The organism is Microbulbifer echini (assembly GCF_041447225.1).
Classification (GTDB): Bacteria; Pseudomonadota; Gammaproteobacteria; order Pseudomonadales; family Cellvibrionaceae; genus Microbulbifer; species Microbulbifer echini.
Map to the genome: position 1 here is coordinate 51913 of NZ_JBGMEL010000019.1, position 20839 is coordinate 72751.

The window sequence follows — 20839 nt, forward strand, 5'->3', positions numbered from 1 at the left end:
GTTAACCGGGTTTGTTAATTGTAGTGCCTAATTATGTTGCTTCTATTGGATGGGGTCAGTCTTCGCTACGGAGCCCAAATACTCGCTGACAATGTCAGCGCAAAAATTGAACGGGGCGACCGTATTTGCCTTGTAGGGCGCAATGGGGAGGGGAAATCCAGCCTGTTGCGGTTAATTGCGGGTCGAGTGGACCCAGATGCTGGAGAGGTTGTGCGTGCCAGCGGGTTGGTTATGGCGACTCTTGAGCAGGAGTTGCCAGCGGACTGCCCCGACTCCGTTTACCAATATGTCGCCGAGGGTCTGGGGCCTATAGGTCAGGTGTTGGCCGGCTACCGGGACACGCCCTCGGCTGAACTGCAGGCCAAGATTGAGGCGGGACACGGCTGGGATCTCCTGCCCAGGGTTGACAGTGTGCTCGACCGCTTGGGTCTGGACCCGGAGGAGTCTGTGGCGGATCTCTCTGGTGGCTGGCAACGCCGCGCAGCCCTTGCCCGAGCGCTGGTGACGGAACCTGATCTCCTCATCCTCGACGAGCCAACCAACCACCTGGATATTGCCGCGGTGGAATGGCTCGAGGGTTTCTTGGATACCTATAGAGGTGCGCTGTTATTCGTAAGTCATGACCGGGCTTTGGCGCAGCGTCTGTCTCGCACGGTGTGGGATTTGGATCGCGGGTATTTGCGCGTATTCCGCTGCCAATTTGAGCGATACCAGGAGGAAAAGGAAAAACTGCTGGAGGAGGAGGCTCGGAATGAAGCGCTGTTCGACAAGAAGCTGGCGCAGGAAGAGACCTGGATTCGCCAGGGAATCAAGGCTCGGCGCACCCGCAATGAAGGGCGTGTGCGCGCTTTACAGGGGCTCAGACGCCAGCGAGAGGCGCGTAGAACTCAGCAGGGCATCGCTCGGATGTCCCTCGATAGTGGAGAGGTCTCCGGTAAACTGGTGGCAGAGCTCAGCAACGTCTCTTTTGCCTACCCCAATGAGGCGCCGCTGATCCGAGACCTCTCATTTACTTTAATGCGCGGTGACAAGGTTGGCCTGATAGGTCCCAACGGCGTTGGTAAGAGTACTCTGATTCGGGTTTTACTCGGGGACCTTGAACCGCAATCTGGGCAGGTACGCTTGGGTACCAAGCAGCAGGTCGCCTACTTTGATCAGCGTAGAGACCAGCTGAATCCTGAACTCACCGTGCTTGATAATGTGGGGCAGGGGCGTGATTCAGTTACGGTTGGTGGAAAAAGTCGACACATTATGTCCTACCTGTCGGACTTCCTATTTACCGGATTAAAGGCCCGTACCAAGGTTGGGGCACTGAGCGGGGGAGAGCGTAACCGTGCTCTTTTGGCCAAGCTATTCAGTCAGCCGGCCAATATCTTGGTGCTCGATGAGCCCACCAACGATCTGGATGTGGAAACCCTGGAACTGCTTGAAAAGCTCTTGTTGGACTTCAGCGGTACCGTTTTGCTGGTGAGCCATGATCGGGCCTTTCTCGACAATGTGGTGGATTCGTGTCTGGCCTTTGAGGGGCAGGGCTGCATCCGCGAATATGTTGGTGGATACGCCGACTTTATTCGTCAGGGAGGCAGTTTCGAGCAGGAGTCTAAAGAGGAAAAACTCTCTGAGAGCAAGGGAAAACCCAAGCCTGCTGAAGCGGAGAGCCCCCAGGTTAAGAAAAAGAAACTCAGCTACAAATTACAGCGGGAGCTGGATGGTTTACCGGCTCTGATTGAACAGCTTGAAGGGGAAGTTAACGCTATAGAGACTGAAATGGCGGATCCAGCGTTCTACCAGCAGGAGCAAGCCAGGATGCAGGAGCGATTGAATCTCCTCGCAGACAAGCAGTCACAGCTGGAAGTGGCCTTCGATCGCTGGTCTGAACTCGAGGGGGGCGATGAGTAGGGTCAGGGCAGTTCAGGGGAGTGGTGCTTGCCACCACTCCCTATGACAGGGGAGGTAATCGTTACTCTTCGTCTACATACACCCTGACGGCTAAAACATCGCACTTGGCGCCATGTAAGACGCCATTGGAGGTTGAGCCGAGCAATAGCGCCAAACCGTGACGCCCATGGCTACCGATAATAATAAGATCGACGTCCAGCTCTTTGGCTAAGCGGTGTATCTCAGTGGATGGCTGGCCCAGAATGACGTGTTGCCGTTCAGTGGGAATATTTAAAGAAAGTGCGGCTTTTTGCAGTTGTTCCTTGGCCTGGTTTTGTAGCTGATCCTGTACCTCTGACAAGTCCATGGGGATATCGCCGCCATAGGCAAATGTCAGGGGCTCAATAGCATGCATTAAACTCAGCTCGGCATTGAATGCCCCGGCCAGGGCCGCCGCCTTTTCCAGTACCTGTGAGGACTCTTCCGAGAGGTCCAGCCCCACCAAAATTCGTTGATATTTCGTCATGATCCATTAACTCCTGCCTTTTCTTTTTGCCCGGAGGGGCTTCTTTCGACAGCCATTTTCAGTCTACCGTAAAAAAAACTGTTTGACATGGATCATATAAGACGACGCAGAATAGGCCGCTTTTTGAAACCCTTTAAGGAATCTTTATGTCCGAGTGGCTTCCGGTAATCATTATTGGCTTTGCTATTACCCTGGTGCTTGGGCCGGTAATGTGGCTTAAGCCCAGCCAGCGCGACAGCCGCCTGGCAGATTTGCGCGGCCGCGCAGCTAGGCAGGGCATTACCGTACAGATCCAGACGTTACCAGCGGCACTAGGGGAGGGAACAGCAGCGGTGTATTACTACCGATGGGGTGAAAGAAAGCGCTTGCAGATTGGCTGGGTATTACAGCGCCAGCGTATTCTGCACGAATTAAATTTTTCCGGTAGTTGGGATTGGGGCAGCAGGGTCAAGGCACCTCAGGCAGCATGGCCGTATCTACATCAGTTGTTGAATAGTCTCCCGGCGGATTGTTGCGCAATTATCGCAACCGATGTCGGATTGGGAGTGCAGTGGCGTGAGAATGGCGGGGTAAAGGCTTTTTCTCAGTTGTCGGACAGTTTGGCGGAGTACGCCCCTCTTATAGAGAGTGCTGTCCGCAAAGTTAGCCCGATCAAACTCCCTGAGGACTAAGGCGTTAGCCGTATCACCAGGCGTCTGAAAAAGGGGAAAATGTCACAATTTTGCCCCTGTTGGAGGGTAAAAATTGGCGAATAGACACCAAAAATTGTCAGCTTTGCTTGACCGCGCACTAAGTGAGGCTTATATATTCGCGCAGCGCAGGCCCGATTGAAGGGACTGAAATGCTTTTAAAAGCAGTAAATTTTTCATTTGAAATCAAAGGCTTATGGGTAAATCACTGGTCATCGTCGAATCACCGGCCAAAGCGAAAACCATCAATAAATATCTCGGCAAGGACTTCGTTGTTAAGTCCAGCGTCGGTCATATTCGCGATTTGCCTACCGGTGGGGGCAATAAGCAGCCTGTCGACGCAAAAGAGCGGGCAAGGCGTGCGGCTGAAACACGTAAACTCGCCCCCGAGGCGAAAGAGGCCTATAAGCGCAAGAAAAATCGTGAGCAGCTGATCAAGCGTATGGGTATTGATCCCGATCATGGCTGGCAGGCTCACTATGAAATTTTGCCGGGCAAAGAAAAGGTAGTCAGTGAGCTGCAAAAGCTTGCCGAGAATGCCGATCATATTTATCTGGCAACAGATTTGGACCGCGAGGGAGAGGCAATCGCCTGGCACTTGCGCGAAGCAATCGGTGGTAACGATGAGCGCTATCGTCGTGTAGTTTTTAATGAGATAACCAAATCTGCGATCCAGGAGGCCTTCAAAGACCCTGGGCGCCTGAATATTAACCGGGTACATGCGCAACAAGCTCGCCGTTTTCTCGATCGCATTGTGGGTTACATGGTATCCCCGCTCTTGTGGGAAAAGGTGGCCCGCGGCCTTTCTGCGGGTCGGGTTCAATCGGTGGCGGTGCGGCTCGTAGTCGAGCGCGAGCGTGAAATCCGCGCGTTCATCCCGGAAGAGTACTGGACGCTTTTTGCTGATACCGAGACCAGCAAAGCCAACAAGCTGCGTCTTGAAGTGAAAAAGCAGGCTGGGGAGGCTTTTCGCCCAACCAATGAAGCGGATGCGAGCCGTGCGGTTAAAGCACTGCAGGGCGGCCAGTTTGTCGTCAGCAGCCGGGACGACAAACCGACCAACTCCAAACCGGGGGCTCCGTTTATCACTTCGACACTGCAGCAGGCGGCAAGTAACCGTTTGGGCTTTAGTGTTAAGAAAACCATGACCCTGGCGCAGCGTTTGTATGAGGCTGGTCACATTACCTACATGCGTACCGATTCTACCAACCTGAGCAAAGAGGCCGTTGAGTCTGCACGCGACTATATTGGTGAGAATTTTGGGGGTAAATATCTTCCGGAAACAGCGAACAGCTACAGCAGCAAGGAGGGCGCGCAAGAGGCTCACGAAGCAATTCGCCCTTCCGATGTGCGTATTGCCCCAAATATGCTTTCCGGTGTCGAGCGCGATGCGGAGCGCCTTTACAATTTAATCTGGCAGCAGTTTGTCGCCTGTCAAATGACTCCAGCACAGTTCACTTCGACCTCCATTGTGGTGAGTGCCGGTGAATTTGAATTACGTGCTCGTGGCCGAGTGATTCGCTTCGATGGTTTTCTTAAGGTTGCGCCCGCTTCCGGTAAGAAAGATGAAGATTTGTTGCTGCCTGACGTGAAGGTTGGGGAAAAGCTCTCTCTGCAACAACTGGATTCGAAGCAACACTTTACCAAGCCGCCAGCACGCTTTAGTGAAGCCGCCCTGGTGAAGGAACTCGAGAAGCGTGGTATCGGCCGTCCGTCCACCTATGCCTCGATTATTTCCACGATTCAGGATCGCGGTTATGTGCGCCTTGAGAATCGCCGATTCTATGCTGAAAAAATGGGTGACATCGTCACCGATCGACTCAGCGAAAGTTTCAAAAACCTGATGGATTATGGTTTCACTGCAAGCCTGGAAGAATCCCTGGATGCGGTGGCCGATGGTGATAAGGGCTGGAAGCAGCTCCTCGATGAGTTTTATCAGGACTTCTCTTCGAGACTTGAGAAAGCCCAATCGAGCGAAGCGGGCATGCGCCGCAATGCTCCGACGGATACGGATATCGAGTGCGATAAATGTGGTCGTCACATGCAGATTCGTACTGGCTCTACCGGTGTTTTTCTCGGCTGTTCTGGCTACGCACTACCTCCTAAGGAGCGTTGTACCAACACCATGAACCTGGTTTCTGGTGATGAAGCTGTCGATGCCGATAAGGATGAGGAGGCGGAATCCCGCCTGCTGCGTGAGAAGCGCCGCTGTGGCAAATGCGGTACTGCCATGGATAGCTATCTGCTCGATGAGCAGCGCAAGTTGCACATTTGTGGCAATAATCCAGATTGTAATGGCTACGAAGTGGAGCAGGGCACATTCAAAATCAAGGGTTATGATGGGCCGATTATTGAGTGTGACAAATGCGGTAGCGATATGCAGTTGAAGTCCGGCCGCTTTGGGAAATACTTCGGTTGTACTAATGAAGCCTGCAAAAATACGCGCAAGCTACTGAAAAACGGTCAACCGGCGCCTCCCAAGATGGACCCGGTACCTATGCCTGAGTTGGCCTGTCAAAAGGTTGAGGATCACTATATTCTCCGCGATGGTGCCTCCGGATTGTTCCTGGCCGCCAGCCAGTTCCCCAAAAATCGTGAAACCCGCGCTCCCCTGGTAAAAGAACTACTGCCTCACCAAAGTGAGATTGATCCGAAGTACAGCTTCTTGTTCGCGGCACCTGCGCAAGACGATCAGGGCCGAGATACTGTAATTCGTTTCAGCCGTAAGACCCAAGAGCAATATGTTCAGTCTGAGGAGGAGGGTAAGGCAACCGGTTGGAAGGCCTTTTACCGCGATGGAGCCTGGAAGGTTGAAGCCGGTAGTAAGACTTCTACGGCCAAGCGGAAACCAGCAGCCAAGAAAGTAGTGGCGAAAAAGTAAATGAGTAACCCCTACACTGGACTCGTCACTTCTGCTCTTCGCAAGAGTCAATTGCTCTCCACGAGCCACTATGATTCCCCTCTTCATCGCCTGGCGCTTGAAGAGGGGGCACTGCTGCAGTTATGGAAAGCCTACCGGGCTTTCCTGGCAGAGCTTTCCCAGCAGTTGCAGTTAGGTTTTGAGACGGAATCCCTGCAGGTTATCGACGATAGCCTGCAAAGCCAGGGTAGGGCCAGTAGCGAGGTGAGGGAATTACAGTTACTGCTCTCAGAGCCCGAGAGCTGGTTGAGTGCGATGCTGTGCGCATGGAAACAACTTCTGCAGCTTTCTCTGGCCGAAGAAGTACAAGGACAGGAAAATCTAATCCCCACCCACAATATTGCGGGCCCTAGGCCAGTTACTCTATCCCTTGAAGTGCTTCTTGAATGGCATGCCTCTTTGAGTGAACTGGTACGCAGGCAGCGTACTAACCTTGAAGAGTGCTGAGGTCACACAGCACACTTCCTCTATCTGTTTGCGTCCACTGAAACTTCTAAATTGCCTGTGGTACACTGGGCGCAAACTGATGTGCGGTGAAGGGAAAGCAAATGTCCTCCGAAACTTTTGAGATTATTGAGCTGGCCAATGGCGAGGTGGCATTGCGCCGTGCCGGCCACGAGGAGGACCCTCTGGTGAGCATTCAATTCTCGGCGGAGAGTCTACAGTTTCTGCGAAAGCATAAAGTGGCAGTCGCTCGGGCAATGCTAGAAGCCGGTATTGAAGCTGTGCAAAATCTAGAAGACCTGGAGCCGGGCTACTTCGAGGAGGAGGAATCGATGCCGGTGAATCATACGATTCACTGATCAGAGTATCGGTTAAAACTATTCAACAGCGGCTATAAGCCGCTGTTGTTGTTTTTGGGGGATAGTTTTGGTGTGAGTTCGCAGGCTTTAAGAGGGCACTTAAGGGGTTTGGCGAATAACGCCAACGGCCAGGCCTTCAATGATAAAGTTCTTATCCCGCATATCTACCTGGATGGTCTCAAAATCTTCATTTTCCGGTAGGAGTTGCACCGTTGCCTGATTGCCCTTGCGGCGGAAGCGTTTTACGGTCACCTCCTCGTCAATCCGTGCAACCACAATCTGCCCGTTCCTAACTTGCTCTGTTTTCTGCACGGCAAGGAGGTCGCCATCGAGAATGCCGGCATTGCGCATGCTCATGCCGTGCACTCGTAGTAAGTAGTCAGCCGGCGGGTGAAAAAAGCTGGAGGGTAGATCGCAATAATCTTCGATGTGCTCTGTCGCAAGGATGGGGTGACCTGCGGCGACACGTCCGATAATCGGCAGCCCCGACTGGTGATCTGGAATCCGAATACCCCGCGAAGCGCCGGCAACCATTTCAATGGCTCCTTTCCGCGCCAGTGCTTTAAGGTGTTCCTCAGCCGCATTTGGTGAACGGAAGCCCAGTTCTTGGGCAATCTCCGCGCGAGTAGGGGGATAACCCGTATCATCCAGGTAGGCTTTAATCAGCTCTAATACTTGAGTCTGTCGTGCGGTGAGATTGGTCATAGAATTACCTAGCGTTTCTGTATTTTTATACAGGTGCTGGGATTATATACAGATTTGGGGCTCGCGCAATCCTATCACCGGTTCCTGTATGAGCTGCTACAGTGTTTATGAAAACAAGGAATGAAAGAAAAAGTTGAAAGAGCTGACAGCGAGGGAAAGTGATAATGCTGGATGCCAAGGTGGCCGAAGCTTGGAGAGTTCTTCGTATACAGTCTGAATTAGTGGATGGCATTGAGCGTTTAATCGCATTTAGAGGGGCGGTAACGGTATTTGGCAGTGCGCGTTTCTCCGAGCAAAGCCAGGAATATCAACAAGGGGTTAAGCTGGGGAAACTGCTAGCTGCGGAGGGGATACCCGTAATTACTGGTGGCGGGCCAGGCCTGATGGAGGCGTGTAACCGAGGTGCTTTCGATCAACCTGGTGCTTCAATTGGTTTGAATATTGAACTGCCTTTTGAGCAGGTGGCCAATCCCTATCAAGATGTTAATTTACATTTTCGATATTTCTTTGTGCGCAAGTTTTTATTTGTGAAGCAGGCGCTGGGCTTTGTGGGGTTGCCAGGGGGCTTCGGTACACTGGATGAATTATTTGAGGCGCTCACATTAGTACAGACTAGAAAGGTGCAGCACTTTCCAATTGTTTTAGTTGGAAAACGGTATTGGAGTGGTCTGTATGACTGGCTTGTAGATACGGTGCTAGAGCGAAATTGTATTGATGAGAGAGACCTGCACTTGTTCCAGGTGGTCGACACAGTGGAAGAGGCCGCCGATTTAATTTTGCAGCACATGCGTGGTCCAGGCTAAGCCGTTGGCCTGGGTTTTCAAGGCGCTCAGAGTCTAACTCCGCACAGGAAAACACAGCTTATCGGTGTAGTGATATACATCCCTATTCGGCGGATCAAACAGTGAGTCGGGCGGTTCATCGTTTTGATTAATGACTTCTGGCGATCTCTCGCTATGACTTAACGCGTCGTTCCCTGCGCTCCCCCAAAGAAAGCCTCAGCGCCATTCGTACTAGTTTGCCTATGTTGGGAAAGCGGTGTGCTCAGGCTGGTGGCGTTAAGCGTTCAGGTTATTCCCTCTATTTTCAACATCTCAACCGATTGCTTCCAAGGTAAAGGGAGTCTGTTTGGTGTGATATGCCGCCAGACTGGCGGCGGAATATGCTACTCTGGCCAGAGTTAAACAGCTGTTTTAAATGGTGGTTTGATACCTATGAGCCAGACCGATACTGTTAGCCGCATCTTGGACGCGGCAGAGGTTCTGTTCGCTGAACGAGGTTTTACCGAGACATCCCTGAGAACAATCACAAGTACAGCCGGTGTCAATTTGGCGGCAGTAAACTACCATTTTGGCTCCAAAAAGGAGCTGATACAGGCGGTTTTTGAACGCTTCCTGACCCCCTTTACCGGCGCATTGGAGGCGGAGCTTGACCGGCGTATTGCCTCAGGTCAGCCCCTAAGGGTCGAGGGCTTGCTGGAGAGCCTATACCGAGTGGGTCTGGGCGGCCTGCGTGCGCGAGGCCTCGACCCCCAGCGCTTTATGCGGCTACTGGGGTTGGCTTATACACAGTTCCAGGGGCACTTACGCCGTTTTATTGTGTCTCGGTATGGCGAGAGCTATCGCCGTTTTGCCGGCCTACTGGCTGAAGCCTTGCCGGGTGTAGATCCGGTTACTTTCTATTGGCGGCTGTATTTTATGCTGGGCGCCACCATCTTTACCCTGTCGAGCTACGATGCCATAGAAGCTATCCTGAAAGAGGATTTTGGTGCTCAGAGCAGTTTGTCAGAAACTCTGGAGCGCTTGGTGCCCGCGGCTTCGGCAATGCTGAAGGTAGAGGTGGGTTGAGCCCCGTAGTGGGTGAATCATCGAGGAACTGTATATGTCTACATCACTTGGACCGGTGATGATTGATATCGAGGGACAGGAACTCACCAGTGGAGATTGTGAGCTTTTACGCAATCCTCTAGTAGGTGGATTGATTTTCTTTGCACGTAACTATCGAGATCGCGTCCAGCTGGAGGCGTTAATCGCTTCTATCCGTTCGCTTCGCCCCGATATTCTGCTGGCAGTTGATCAGGAGGGGGGCCGAGTGCAGCGGTTCCGAGAGGGGTTTACCCGATTGCCTTCCATGCAGAAGTTATCTGCCCTGGCGTCAGAGGCTCAATTACGCGATGTAGGCTGGTTGCTTGCGGCCGAGTTGCTGGCGGTGGGTGTTGATTTTAGTTTTGCCCCAGTTTTGGATGCCGATGACCGGCAGAGTCGGGTGATTGGGGACCGCAGTTTTTGTTCTGACCCCAAGCGCTTGACTGCCATTGTAAGGCCGTTTATTCAGGGGATGCGTGAGGCGGGCATGGCCACCACCGGTAAGCACTTTCCAGGGCATGGACACGTCCTTGAAGACAGTCATGTGGAGCTTCCACAGGATGAGCGGACCTTGGAGCAGGTGTTGGAGTCTGATGCCTTACCCTTTATCGATTGCATTGGAACCGGTGAACTGGATGCCGTGATGCCTGCCCATATACGCTTTGTCAATATCGACAGTCAGCCCGTGGGTTTCTCCAGGTATTGGTTGCTGGATATTTTGCGGGGACGGCTGGGTTTTAGTGGTGTTATCTTCAGTGACGATCTGTCGATGGAGGGTGCGGGAGTCGCCGGCGGCTATGGAGAAAGAATTCGTGCTGCGCTGGAAGCGGGCTGCGATATGGGGGTGATCTGTAACAATCGCACCGGTGCCTTGGAGTCTCTGGCCGCCCTACAGGATTTTACCCCGGCAGCGGAATCTAAAGAGCGCCTAAAAGCGATGCGCGGCCGACCTTTGATTACCTCCTGGCAGGAACTTGAAAAAAGTGAGCGCCGACGCAGAACCCGTGATTGGTTAGCTTCGATAATGCACTGATGCACTGATGCACTGATGCACTGATGCACTGATGCACTGATGCACTGATGCACTGAGATCGGTAGTAAATACTTGTAGCAGAGCTCGCTTCGAGATACCTCTGGGCGAGGCTGAATTGGTTGTTTGAGTAGGGGGATTTCGTGGAGTCCGTAGAGAGTGTGCTGTTGTCCTGGCTGGGTGAAAATCGGGTCTGGGTAGTCTCTGTTTTCTTGATTGTACTGGCCTCAGCTCTGGCGGCCTGGGCCTTTGGGCGTTTTGTTCAGAAGTTGGCTCTCAGAGCCGAGAAAACTGTCAACCCTTGGGATGATGCACTGGTTGGGGCGCTGTCCCCACCTGGGCAAGTGTTTCTTTGGCTTTTGGGGCTGACGGTTGCCGCACAGCGCGCGGGCCAGGCGACGGGGGCGGAAATTTTCGCACTGGCAGAGCCCGCTCGCGAGATTGGCCTTATCCTGGTGATGTCCTGGTTCGCCTGGCGCTTCTCCCACAGCGCTGAGCGCAATTTGTGCAATCCCCGCTATATCGGCAAACCGATGGATGCCACTACGGTGCGGGCGATCGGCAAGTTGGTGAGGGCTTCAATCGCTATCACCGCCGGCATCGTTATCATGCAGTTCCTGGGGTATAGCGTTAGTGGTGTGTTGGCCTTTGGTGGTATCGGTGGGCTGGCGGTAGGCTTTGCCGCTAAAGATTTACTGGCGAACTTCTTTGGTGGGTTGATGATTTACCTGGACCGGCCCTTTGCGGTTGGTGACTGGATTCGCTCTCCAGATAGGCAGATTGAGGGAACTGTCGAGGACATTGGCTGGCGCCTGACACGTATTCGTACCTTTGATATGCGTCCCGTCTACGTGCCCAACAGTGTATTTACCCAGATTTCTGTTGAAAATCCCTCGAGGATGCTCAATCGAAGAATCTTCGAAACGATTGGTATCCGCTATGAGGATGCCCATTTAATGGCAGTGATAGTGGCTGATGTTAAGAAAATGTTACAGCAGCACCCTGAAATCGATGCCAATCGGACTCTCATTGTAAATTTTAATAGTTTTGCCGCCTCATCCTTGGATTTCTTTGTTTATACGTTCACGCGAACAACGGATTGGGTGAGATATCATGAAATCAAGCAGGATGTTCTATTGAATGTCCTTAAAGTTGTCGAAAGGCACGGTGCTTCTTGCGCATTCCCAACTTCGACAATTCATATTGCCGATATTCCTTCATTAGCCCGCGAGGCCGCGTTAGACAGTTGAGTATTGGGAGTGCAATAAGGTACAAATGCTTAGTTTATATGTTGGTGTTAATCAGGGTTCTGTCGGTTAATTACGCATACTGGTAAAAACGTAGTATTTATTTCACATAGAAACCTAGACACTGGCGCTGTTTTATCTAAGAATCAGGTTACGCCTTTTTGGTATCTATCAAAAGGGTGAAGCAAGATAGCATTCTGCATGGAGCAGTTTGTTAACAATGGGGTGGCGTTTACCCCTCTTGCCGAATGTAGTTATGAGGTGATAGAGGTAGGCGCAATAACAATAATGAGGTTTTCTCAATGAGTGATCGCGTTACAGGTACTGTGAAGTGGTTTAATAACGCACGGGGTTATGGCTTCATCACCTGTGGAGAAGGAACTGAAGATATTTTCGTACACTATCGCAGCATTCGCGGTGAGGGTTATAAAACTCTTAACGAGGGGCAGGCGGTTGAGTTCGAAATGCAACAAGGTGACAAAGGACTGCTGGCGGAAGATGTTGTTCCCTGTGAGTGATTCTAGGATCGCTCGTTGAAAGAACTGTTATCGTGTAGAGTTTGCGGTTGCCAGCCGCCAGCTCTGCCAGCGCCTCTTAAAGCGGGCTGCTCGGCTCGCTTTTCTATTTCCCTATCCTGTACCACTTTCCCTGATACCGTTCGTAAAATTTAGTTGCTCCCTTTGTTTGTGACTGATTTAATCACCTTAGTTTTATTTAATATTCCAATTCTTAAAACTGACGCCCCGCTTTTTTGAGATTATTTAACTTTCCCCGAGCATTAAATAATTCTGTCATCAATGTAATGGTAGGCGGGATATGGGTTTGTTTGGGCAGGGTAAGGGAAAAATTTCTTTTAGCCAGTATTTAATCGCTTAATTGATTTCGATTTCTAGGGATTCTGGAAGTTTTCAGGTGCGGTGTATGTTGGCCGGTATATGCAGTCCTGGATTGTATATTTGAGTGTTATAGCATGCCTACTTAATCGTTATTTATGAAATTATTTTGTTTTCTTAGTGGATGAATCGAATTGCTTTGATTCGCTGTTAGGCCTATTGGTAACTGTCCGCCCAATTATGGTGGGCAATCTGGTTAAGGCTTATATGTATTTTAATTTGGGGCAGAGAATGCAATATCCCCCAACGTAAGAGGGATATTGCGGGCTTCCTAGGGCGTGTCGGAGCGGAGATTCTCTGCCGTTTCCGTTTCCGTTTCCGTTTCCGTCTCGGGGTTGGCTACAGTGCGAATTTCAATCAGCACGCCAAAGGCTGGATGATCAATATAGTGCAGCTGGCCGCTGCGCATACGCCGTTCGTGCTCAAGGTGGGCTGCGCGCTTGACAAAAGTTGGCTGCTCGGCAGCCTGGGGGGGCTCGCCCAGGATTATCGGCTCGTAGTTTCCTTGAGAGCTTGGCTGATCACGGGGCGTCAGGTCGGCGTGAGAGGTGGCTGTAGTTCCTGGCCGCGGAGGCAGCTGCAGGCCTTTGCCCGATGGGGGCGCTGAAAAGTCATTAAGCCAGAGGTTGGTGCTCAAGTGCAGGTAGCGAGAGACGCTCAGGGTCACTGAGCCTTCCAGTTGTCGGTGCCCGGCGAAAGCCTCACCACCATCAATGAGGACTGCCGGAGCCCTATGCTTTTGTACCAGTACTTGGCGCCAGGCTTTGTGAAAGAGAATACGATCTCCCTCTCTGGTTAATGCAGCAGCTTTGTTGTCGAGTTTGGTGGCTGCTGGGGATAGGCGCAATCCGGTGGAGGGTGCCTCCTTGCGAGCTCTAATATTGAGGCCCTCTGGCTCAAAACTAATTGGTTCGTCGTTTTGCTCGGGCTGAGTTTGCTTTGGGTGCTTGGGGGTATCGAAATCAACCCAGCGGGAAGGGTATACAAGCTTGGGCTCCGCGGGCCAGGTTTCACTGGTTTGAGCCATGCCTTGAGGGCGCTCGAACACAATCATTTCGATCTCAAATGTGTTGCCGGCATAGCTGGCCGCCTGGGTTGCCGTGGCGGAGAGGGCCAAGGCTAAAGTTGAGCAGAGGCGAATTATCTTCGTTATGGTCATGGGGTTACCACTTTTATCCATCTTTCTAGCGCTATCGGTGGAGTCTTACGGGAGCATTTCGCAGCCGGTTGTTTGTGTTGACGATTTTGGCAGGGGGGGAGGCCCTGTGTCGATCGATCACATCACCGGCTGCAAAAATGGTATCACTGTGCCAGGCGCTCCAGTACTTGATTGATTTCTTGCAACTTGCGATCAGGGCCGCCCTCGTCGAGGCTAAAGTTCAGCTGATTGGCGCCCGCCAGTTGGTAGCGGCCCGGTTGGGTCTGCACCATTTTGACCAGGGTGAGTGGGTCAACCTGGGTGTTTTCGGAAAATTCGATGCGGCCGCGGGCTGCGGAGGCTTCCAGCTTGCGAATTCCCATTGCGTCGGCCTTCAGCTTTATCTCGGTGGTACGGAACAGGTGCTTGACCGGCTCAGGTAGCAAGCCGAAGCGATCGATCATTTCCACCTGTAACTCCTTGAGTTGCTGGTGGTCGGCGGCGTTGGCGATCCGTTTGTACATCATCAGTCGGCCATGCACGTCCGGTAGGTAATCCTCGGGAATCAGAGCGGGCACTCGCAGGTTTACATCCACGGACGGTGATTCCAGTGGTTCATCGATGTTGGGTGTGCGCCCCTCGCGAATCGCTTTTACCGCTCGATCGAGCATTTCCATATACAGGTTGAAGCCAACACTTTGAATTTGACCGCTTTGCTCTTCTCCAAGTAATTCACCGGCGCCGCGGATTTCCAGGTCGTGGGTGGCGAGGGTAAAACCTGCACCGAGGTCCTGGGCTTCACTGATGGCCTCCAGGCGCTTTACGGCGTCGCCGGTCATGGCGCGCTTGTTGGGGGTCAGTAGGTAAGCATAGGCCTGGTGGTGGGAGCGACCCACGCGGCCGCGCAGCTGGTGCAGCTGGGCTAGGCCGAATTTATCCGCACGCTCGATCAGAATGGTGTTGGCCGTGGGCACATCGATACCGGTCTCGATAATCGTGGTGCAGACCAGTACATTGAAACGCTTGTGATAGAAGTCTCCCATCACCTGCTCCAGTTCGCGCTCGCGCATCTGGCCGTGGCCAATACCGATGCGCGCCTCGGGAATTAATTCCTGCAGTTCGCGGGCAACTCGCTCGATACTCTTCACTTCGTTGTGCAGGAAATATACCTGACCACCGCGCAGTATCTCCCGGAGGATCGCCTCCTTCACTAGGGCTTCGTCGCGTTCGCGGACAAAGGTTTTCACCGATAGGCGCCGCGCCGGCGGGGTGGCGATCACGGAGAGGTCGCGAATACCGGCCATGGCCATATTCAGGGTTCTTGGAATTGGGGTGGCGGTGAGGTTGAGAATGTCCACCTCGGCGCGCAGGCTCTTGAGGCGCTCTTTCTGGCGTACGCCGAAGCGGTGTTCCTCATCGATAATGAGTAGTCCTAGATTTTTAAAGTCCAGGTCACTCTGCAGCAACTTGTGGGTGCCGACCAGAATATCCACTTTTCCGTTCGCCACTTTTTCTTTCACGCTGTCCACTTCTTTGCTTGAGCGGAAGCGGGAGATGACTTCGATATTGATGGGCCAATCTGCAAAGCGGTCCTGGAAGGATTGGAAGTGCTGTTGTGCCAGCAGGGTGGTGGGTATCAGCATGGCCACCTGTTTGCCCGCGTGGGCGGCGACGAAGGCGGCGCGCATAGCAACTTCGGTTTTACCGAACCCCACATCGCCACACACCAGGCGATCCATCGGTTTTTTTGACAGCATATCGCCGACTACAGCTTCGATGGCCTGCTGCTGGTCCGGGGTCTCTTCGAAGGGGAAGCCTGCGGAGAACTCGCGATAGGCCAGCTTGGGGTCGGCAAAGGCATGACCGATGCGGGCCTCCCGGCGGGCATAAATGTCCAGCAGTTCGGCGGCGGCATCGCGCACTTTCTCGGCGGCTTTGCGCTTGGCTTTCTGCCATTGCTCGCTGCCCATTTTGTGCAGCGGTGCGAGGGCTTCATCGGCGCCGGAGTAGCGGCTGATGAGATGCAAGCTGGCCACAGGGACGTAGAGTTTGGCTTCGTCGGCATATTCCAGGGTCAGGAACTCCGCTGGTTGCCCGTCGATCTCCAGGTGCTGTAAGCCACGATAGCGCCCCACGCCGTGGTCGATATGGACAACCGGAGTGCCAATGCGCAGCTCTGCCAGGTTTTTTACGGCATTGTCGGCGTCATCCTTGGCTTTTTTCCGGCGACGCTGTTGCAGAACACGCTCACCAAATAATTGTGGTTCTGCGATTAAGTTGATGGCCGGGTCTATCAGTAGCAGCCCCTGATCCAGGGGAGCTACAGTGATGCCGATCGTTTCATTGCTGTGTAGAAACTCCTCCCAGCTCGGGAAGGTCGGGGGGCTTAAGCGTATACCTTTGAGCAGTTCCAGCAGTGCCTCGCGTCGCCCTCCACTTTCGGCACAGAAGAGCACCCGCCCGGAGTGCCCCGCCAGGTAGCTTTCCAGGGCTGCCATAGGTTGCTCGGCCTTGCCGTCAACTGGTAGGGAGGGTGGGGGCTGGGTGGCAAAGTTAAAATTGCCCTTGGCCTCCGGCAGCACTTCCGCGGAAAAGATCGCGCGCGGCATGGCTTTAAGTGCGCCATTAAACTCGTCGATATCCAGCAGTATTTGGCGGGGTTGCAAGATTGGGCGGGTCAGATCGCCACAGCGACTCTCGTAGCGATTGCCGACTTCCCGCCAGAAATTCTCCACGGGAGCTTGAATCTCTCCCTGCAAAAATGCCTGGCTGCCTTTCGGGAGGTAGTCGAACAGGCTCGCACATTGATTATCGAAAAATAGAGGCAGGTAATACTCGATACCTGCAGGCGCAATACCGGCGTTAATATCCTGGTAGATGGGAGCGAGGCTGGGGTCGGCCTGAAACTGTTCGTGCCAGTTTTGTAGAAATCCGGAGAGGCCCGCCTTGTGCATGGGGAATTCCCGCGCAGGTAGTAGGTGGATGGTTTCCACCTTATCCACCGTGCGCTGGGTTTCCGGATCGAAGGTGCGCAGGGATTCGATTTCATCGTCAAACAGATCAATGCGATAGGGCAGGGAGCTGCCCATAGGAAATATATCCATCAGCGAACCGCGCACAGCGAATTCACCGTGTTCGTAGACGGTATCTACACAGTGATAGCCGGCCTGCTCCAGCAGGCGTCGCTGAGTATCGATATCAAATTGCTGCCCCTCGGTCAGGATCAAGGCATTGCCGGCGACATAATCGCAGGGCGGAAGGCGGTGCATCAGCGTGCTTACAGGCACTATGACAATGCCGCTTCCCATTTGCGGCATGCGATAGAGCGTGGCCAAACGGTCCGAGATAATATCCTGATGTGGTGAGAAGGTATCGTAGGGCAGGATTTCCCAGTCGGGGAAATAGAAAATCTCAAAGTCGTCGCTAGGGCCCCCATCTCTCCGCGCTTTGTTAAAAAATTTCAGTTGTACCTCTAAGCGGTGCGCCTCAAGGCTATCCCTGGTAACCAGTAGGGTGGGGGATTGGCTGTTGCGTGCAGCATTTAGGATGGCGAGCGCGGCCGCTGCGCCGTGTAGTTGTCCCCAGAATTGCCGGTCATTACCGCTTTGGAATTTGGGGGGAGTCAGGGGCTGTATATCGGTCATCTTTCCTTAAATATCCGCGCTTTCATTTGCTGTGGTGCAGGGGGCGACTATTGTAGCCGCGATCGGATTGGGCTGCAGTCTATGTTAACGGCGTCGATGGATTTCCTCTCGAACGGCTACGCTTTTTTGGGGATTGTGCACGGAAAGGCCTGCAAACAACAAAAAGGTAGTTTTACTACATTTTGTTGGTTTTTTTTTGCGCAGTTGCGTAGAGATAGGCGAATCCTGATAATGCGCAGCCATACGGCCCCGAGTGGTTTGCGGGCCGTGATTTCCTGCCTATTAAACCTATTGCAGAGGTGTCTGACAGTGACTCAGAAGCGACCGAAGCCCGCGGACTTTTTCAAGGACTGGAAGCAGCGTGAAGCGCTAGCCGAATCCATGATCCCGATGATCGGAAAGCTCAACCGCGAGCAAAACGTCGGTATTTATATGTATGGCCGCAACCTGGTTAATCGCTCTGTTCTGAGCATTATGAAAGCGCACCGCTTTGTGCGCCAGGTTGAGGAAAACGAACTCTCCGAGTTTGAAACCTTCCCTGTATTGGAAGCTATCTGCAAGCTGGATCTGGGTCCTGTACACATCGACCTGGGAACCCTGACTAACAAGTTTATGCGCGACGCACGCAACTTGCCTGTAGATGACTTTGTGCGTGAAGAGTTGTCTGATGCCTCTGGTGCCGGCAAGCCCCTGCCGAACTCCAAGGACGTTGTGATTTACGGCTTTGGTCGTATCGGCCGCCTGGTTGCGCGCCTGTTGATCGATAAAGCCGGCAGTGGTGATGTGCTGCGCCTGCGAGCGATCGTACTGCGCAAGGGCAAGGCCCCGAACGACCTGGTGAAGCGTGCTTCGCTGCTGCGTCGCGACTCGGTGCACGGTGCTTTCCAGGGCACTATTCGTGTGGACGAGGAGACCAACTCCCTGATCTGCAACGGCAATGAAATCAAGATCATCTACGCCAACTCCCCTCAGGAGGTGGATTACACTCAGCACGGTATCGACGATGCGATTATCGTTGACAGCACCGGTGTATGGCGCGATGAAGAAGGTCTAAGCCAGCACCTGCAGAGCCCAGGCGCCTCCAAAGTGCTTCTGACTGCACCGGGCAAGGGCGACATTAAGAATATCGTTTACGGTATCAATAGCAGCGATATCAAGCCGGAAGACAAGGTGCTGTCAGCCGCTTCCTGTACCACCAACGCTATTGTGCCGGTCCTGAAGGCGATGATGGACGGCTACGGTGTGGAGCACGGTCACGTAGAGACTGTCCATGCCTATACCAACGACCAGAACCTGATCGACAACTACCACAAGGGTGAGCGTCGCGGCCGCGCTGCAGCGCTGAACATGGTTCTGACGGAAACCGGTGCCGCCAAAGCGGTGGCCAAGGCCCTGCCGGAACTGAAAGGCAAGCTCACCGGCAATGCGATCCGCGTTCCAACACCGAACGTTTCCATGGCGATTCTCAACCTGAATCTGGGTAAAGAGACCACCAAGGAAGAGCTGAACGAATACATGCGCGATGTGGCACTGCACTCTCCGCTGCGTCAACAGATTGATTTCACCAACTCCCCAGAGGTGGTGTCCAGCGATTTTGTCGGCTCTCGCGTTGCCTGTGTATTCGATTCCACTGCGACTATTGTGGACGGTAAGAACGCTGTGCTCTACTGCTGGTACGACAACGAGTTCGGCTACAGCTGTCAGGTGGTTCGCTGCCTGGAAGATATGGCCGGCGTCCGTTATGAGCTGTTCCCGAAAAAAGACTAAGGCGTCAAGCTAAAGTCTTGCAGTCGGCCGTAGAGGCTGGCGGCAGGGGTGCGGCGGCTTTCCTGGCCGCCCGCCCGCCTCTCCCCAAATCTCTGTTTTTTCAGCAGAAATTTCTTATCTCAGTGCCACTTTGGGCGCTTCCAGACTGGTAAAGACTTTGCCCCGTCTTTATAATGCGCGCGATTTTGCGAGGCGACCGTGCGCCGAGAAGTTAGCGTGCGCAAACCGTGTTTAGCTTCCTTCCGCCCGGTCTTCGGGTGATACGGTGTAAGCCCTCGCAGCACATAATTCCACAATATGGCTCGCTAGCCCGGGGTCGACTGCCTGTCAGTCTGAACCCGGGCCGGTGGGCCATATTGCAATTTTTTAAACTAGAAACTTAGGCATAGGCGTATGAGAAAGATCCGTCGGGGATTGGACTTACCCATATCCGGCGCGCCCGAGCAGGTGATCCACAAGGGTCCTGCACTCAAGACCGTCGCTGTTCTCGGCCCCGATTATCACGGGATGAAGCCGACAATGGAGGTGGCAGTAGGGGATAGCGTCAAACTTGGTCAGCTGCTGTTTAGCGATAAGAAAACCGAAGGTGTGCGCTACACAGCGCCGGCCGCCGGTCGTGTTGTCGCTATTAATCGTGGTGCCCGTCGCGTGTTGCAGTCTGTCGTGATTGAGATAGACGGCGATGCCGCGGAACAGTTCCAGAGCTATAGCGCAGGCAAGTTGTCTGGGCTTACTCGTACTCAAGTGGTTGAGAACCTGGTTGAGTCCGGTCTGTGGACCGCTCTGCGTACCCGCCCATTCAGCCGCGTTCCCGCCCTGGATGCCGAGCCGGTAGCGGTGTTCATCAATGCGATGGACACCAACCCTCTGGCGGCGAATCCGGAAGTCGTTATTGCTGAGAACCGCGAAGCCTTCTCTCAGGGCGTTGAGGTGCTCTCTAAGCTGGCGGAAACCACTTACGTATGCACGGCTCCGGATGCAGATATTCCTGTACCGAGCGCCGCTAATATCCGCCGTGAAGCGTTTGCCGGTCCCCATCCGGCCGGGCTTTCCGGTACCCACATCCACTACCTCAGCCCGGTATCCGGTTCCCGCAGTGTATTCACTATCAATTACCAGGATGTGATCGCTGTGGGCAAACTGTTTACCACCGGTAAACTGTTTACCGATCGTGTTGTGTCCCTGGCCGGTCCCCAGGCCAAGCAGCCGCGTCTGCTGCGCACTCGTCTCGGTGCCAGCTTAGACAAACTGATCGCGGGCGAGCTGAAAGGCGATAACGATCGCGTTATTTCCGGTTCCGTATTCGGCGGTCGATCGGCCTCTGGTCCCCTGGCCTACCTGGGCCGTTACCACAACCAGATAACGATTCTGGAAGAGGGCGACGAGCGCCCGTTCCTGCACTACTTGCGTGCCGGTAACAAGCGCTTCTCCATTTTCCCGATCTATCTGTCGCGCCTGTTCAAAAACAAGCTGTTCGACTTCACCACCAGCACCAATGGTTCCGAGCGTGCCATGGTGCCGATCGGTACCTATGAAAAGGTGATGCCGCTGGACGTACTGCCCACTCAATTGTTGCGTTCGCTGATTGTTGGTGACAGCGCCATGGCCCAGAAGCTGGGTGCGTTGGAGTTGGACGAGGAAGATCTGGCACTGTGCACTTTTGTGTGTCCGGGCAAGTACGAGTACGGCCCCATTTTGCGGGACAACCTGACCCGTATTGAGAAGGAGGGGTAA

16 protein-coding genes are annotated in these 20839 nt (G+C 53.5%); 12 read left to right on the top strand and 4 right to left on the bottom strand.

The genetic code is table 11. The annotated features are described in order from the left end of the window. Nucleotides 1-33 precede the first annotated feature (33 nt). Entirely contained in the window at nt 34-1899 is a 1866-nt protein-coding gene (locus ACCI51_RS16500; RefSeq protein WP_371844555.1) for an ATP-binding cassette domain-containing protein, read from the top strand. A gap of 61 nt (nt 1900-1960) precedes the next feature. On the opposite strand, the gene ACCI51_RS16505 is transcribed toward ACCI51_RS16500, so the two are convergent. Continuing rightward, complete coding sequence (locus tag ACCI51_RS16505) at nt 1961-2404, bottom strand: universal stress protein (RefSeq protein WP_299586395.1); 444 nt, start codon at nt 2402-2404, stop codon at nt 1961-1963. Nucleotides 2405-2550: 146 nt separating this feature from the next. On the opposite strand from ACCI51_RS16505, the gene ACCI51_RS16510 reads away from it, so the two are divergent. The 4 genes from ACCI51_RS16510 to ACCI51_RS16525 all read left to right on the top strand — a co-directional run bounded on the left by ACCI51_RS16510 (nt 2551) and on the right by ACCI51_RS16525 (nt 6816). After that, complete coding sequence (locus ACCI51_RS16510; protein ID WP_371844557.1) at nt 2551-3075, top strand: hypothetical protein; 525 nt, start codon at nt 2551-2553, stop codon at nt 3073-3075. Nucleotides 3076-3289: 214 nt separating this feature from the next. Further along, the gene (topA, locus tag ACCI51_RS16515) at nt 3290-5974 is read left to right on the top strand and encodes a type I DNA topoisomerase (protein WP_371844559.1); all 2685 of its coding nucleotides are present in this window, start codon (nt 3290-3292) and stop codon (nt 5972-5974) included. Beyond that, nucleotides 5975-6460 carry a DUF6586 family protein gene (locus tag ACCI51_RS16520; protein ID WP_371844560.1) on the top strand — a complete coding sequence of 162 codons (486 nt, stop codon included), beginning with the start codon at nt 5975-5977 and terminating at the stop codon, nt 6458-6460. Between the two features lie 101 nt (nt 6461-6561). After that, entirely contained in the window at nt 6562-6816 is a 255-nt protein-coding gene (locus ACCI51_RS16525; RefSeq protein WP_299586384.1) for a hypothetical protein, read from the top strand. A gap of 99 nt (nt 6817-6915) precedes the next feature. Here ACCI51_RS16525 and lexA read toward each other — a convergent pair whose 3' ends face one another. Beyond that, nucleotides 6916-7521, bottom strand: a complete 606-nt coding sequence (lexA, locus tag ACCI51_RS16530; protein ID WP_299586381.1) for a transcriptional repressor LexA — start codon at nt 7519-7521, stop codon at nt 6916-6918. Nucleotides 7522-7685: 164 nt separating this feature from the next. Here lexA and ACCI51_RS16535 point away from each other — a divergent pair, with 164 nt between their 5' ends. From ACCI51_RS16535 to ACCI51_RS16555, 5 genes are all read left to right on the top strand, one after another. Beyond that, nucleotides 7686-8324, top strand: a complete 639-nt coding sequence (locus ACCI51_RS16535) for an LOG family protein (RefSeq protein ID WP_299586378.1) — start codon at nt 7686-7688, stop codon at nt 8322-8324. Between the two features lie 411 nt (nt 8325-8735). Then, entirely contained in the window at nt 8736-9368 is a 633-nt protein-coding gene (locus ACCI51_RS16540; protein ID WP_299586376.1) for a TetR/AcrR family transcriptional regulator, read from the top strand. Nucleotides 9369-9402: 34 nt separating this feature from the next. Beyond that, on the top strand, nt 9403-10419 hold the full coding sequence (nagZ, locus tag ACCI51_RS16545; RefSeq protein ID WP_371844561.1) for a beta-N-acetylhexosaminidase: 1017 nt from the start codon (nt 9403-9405) through the stop codon (nt 10417-10419). Between the two features lie 140 nt (nt 10420-10559). Beyond that, the gene (locus tag ACCI51_RS16550; protein ID WP_371844562.1) at nt 10560-11666 is read left to right on the top strand and encodes a mechanosensitive ion channel family protein; all 1107 of its coding nucleotides are present in this window, start codon (nt 10560-10562) and stop codon (nt 11664-11666) included. 299 nt (nt 11667-11965) lie between these two features. After that, nucleotides 11966-12181: a cold-shock protein gene (locus ACCI51_RS16555; protein WP_020413094.1), complete on the top strand. Its 216-nt coding sequence runs from the start codon at nt 11966-11968 to the stop codon at nt 12179-12181. A 646-nt stretch (nt 12182-12827) separates the two neighbouring features. Here ACCI51_RS16555 and ACCI51_RS16560 read toward each other — a convergent pair. Both ACCI51_RS16560 and mfd read right to left on the bottom strand, forming a co-directional pair. Next, a complete protein-coding gene (locus ACCI51_RS16560; protein WP_371844564.1) occupies nt 12828-13715 on the bottom strand; it encodes a CsiV family protein in 888 nt (295 codons plus the stop codon). Nucleotides 13716-13858: 143 nt separating this feature from the next. Then, nucleotides 13859-17338: a transcription-repair coupling factor gene (gene mfd, locus ACCI51_RS16565; RefSeq protein ID WP_371844565.1), complete on the bottom strand. Its 3480-nt coding sequence runs from the start codon at nt 17336-17338 to the stop codon at nt 13859-13861. A 303-nt stretch (nt 17339-17641) separates the two neighbouring features. On the opposite strand from mfd, the gene ACCI51_RS16570 reads away from it, so the two are divergent. Both ACCI51_RS16570 and ACCI51_RS16575 read left to right on the top strand, forming a co-directional pair. Beyond that, nucleotides 17642-19105 (top strand): glyceraldehyde-3-phosphate dehydrogenase, encoded by a 1464-nt coding sequence (locus ACCI51_RS16570; protein ID WP_299586458.1) that lies wholly within the window; start codon nt 17642-17644, stop codon nt 19103-19105. A 393-nt stretch (nt 19106-19498) separates the two neighbouring features. Then, nucleotides 19499-20839: a Na(+)-translocating NADH-quinone reductase subunit A gene (locus ACCI51_RS16575; protein ID WP_299586365.1), complete on the top strand. Its 1341-nt coding sequence runs from the start codon at nt 19499-19501 to the stop codon at nt 20837-20839.

Coding starts and splice junctions, on each gene's coding strand:
- ACCI51_RS16560 (WP_371844564.1), bottom strand. CDS start 13,715: ATGACCATAACGAAGATAATTCGCCTCTGCTCAACTTTAGCCTTGGCC.
- ACCI51_RS16525 (WP_299586384.1), top strand. CDS start 6,562: ATGTCCTCCGAAACTTTTGAGATTATTGAGCTGGCCAATGGCGAGGTG.
- nagZ (WP_371844561.1), top strand. CDS start 9,403: ATGTCTACATCACTTGGACCGGTGATGATTGATATCGAGGGACAGGAA.
- mfd (WP_371844565.1), bottom strand. CDS start 17,338: ATGACCGATATACAGCCCCTGACTCCCCCCAAATTCCAAAGCGGTAAT.
- ACCI51_RS16555 (WP_020413094.1), top strand. CDS start 11,966: ATGAGTGATCGCGTTACAGGTACTGTGAAGTGGTTTAATAACGCACGG.
- ACCI51_RS16510 (WP_371844557.1), top strand. CDS start 2,551: ATGTCCGAGTGGCTTCCGGTAATCATTATTGGCTTTGCTATTACCCTG.
- ACCI51_RS16505 (WP_299586395.1), bottom strand. CDS start 2,404: ATGACGAAATATCAACGAATTTTGGTGGGGCTGGACCTCTCGGAAGAG.
- ACCI51_RS16500 (WP_371844555.1), top strand. CDS start 34: ATGTTGCTTCTATTGGATGGGGTCAGTCTTCGCTACGGAGCCCAAATA.
- topA (WP_371844559.1), top strand. CDS start 3,290: ATGGGTAAATCACTGGTCATCGTCGAATCACCGGCCAAAGCGAAAACC.
- ACCI51_RS16540 (WP_299586376.1), top strand. CDS start 8,736: ATGAGCCAGACCGATACTGTTAGCCGCATCTTGGACGCGGCAGAGGTT.
- ACCI51_RS16520 (WP_371844560.1), top strand. CDS start 5,975: ATGAGTAACCCCTACACTGGACTCGTCACTTCTGCTCTTCGCAAGAGT.
- lexA (WP_299586381.1), bottom strand. CDS start 7,521: ATGACCAATCTCACCGCACGACAGACTCAAGTATTAGAGCTGATTAAA.
- ACCI51_RS16575 (WP_299586365.1), top strand. CDS start 19,499: ATGAGAAAGATCCGTCGGGGATTGGACTTACCCATATCCGGCGCGCCC.
- ACCI51_RS16535 (WP_299586378.1), top strand. CDS start 7,686: ATGCTGGATGCCAAGGTGGCCGAAGCTTGGAGAGTTCTTCGTATACAG.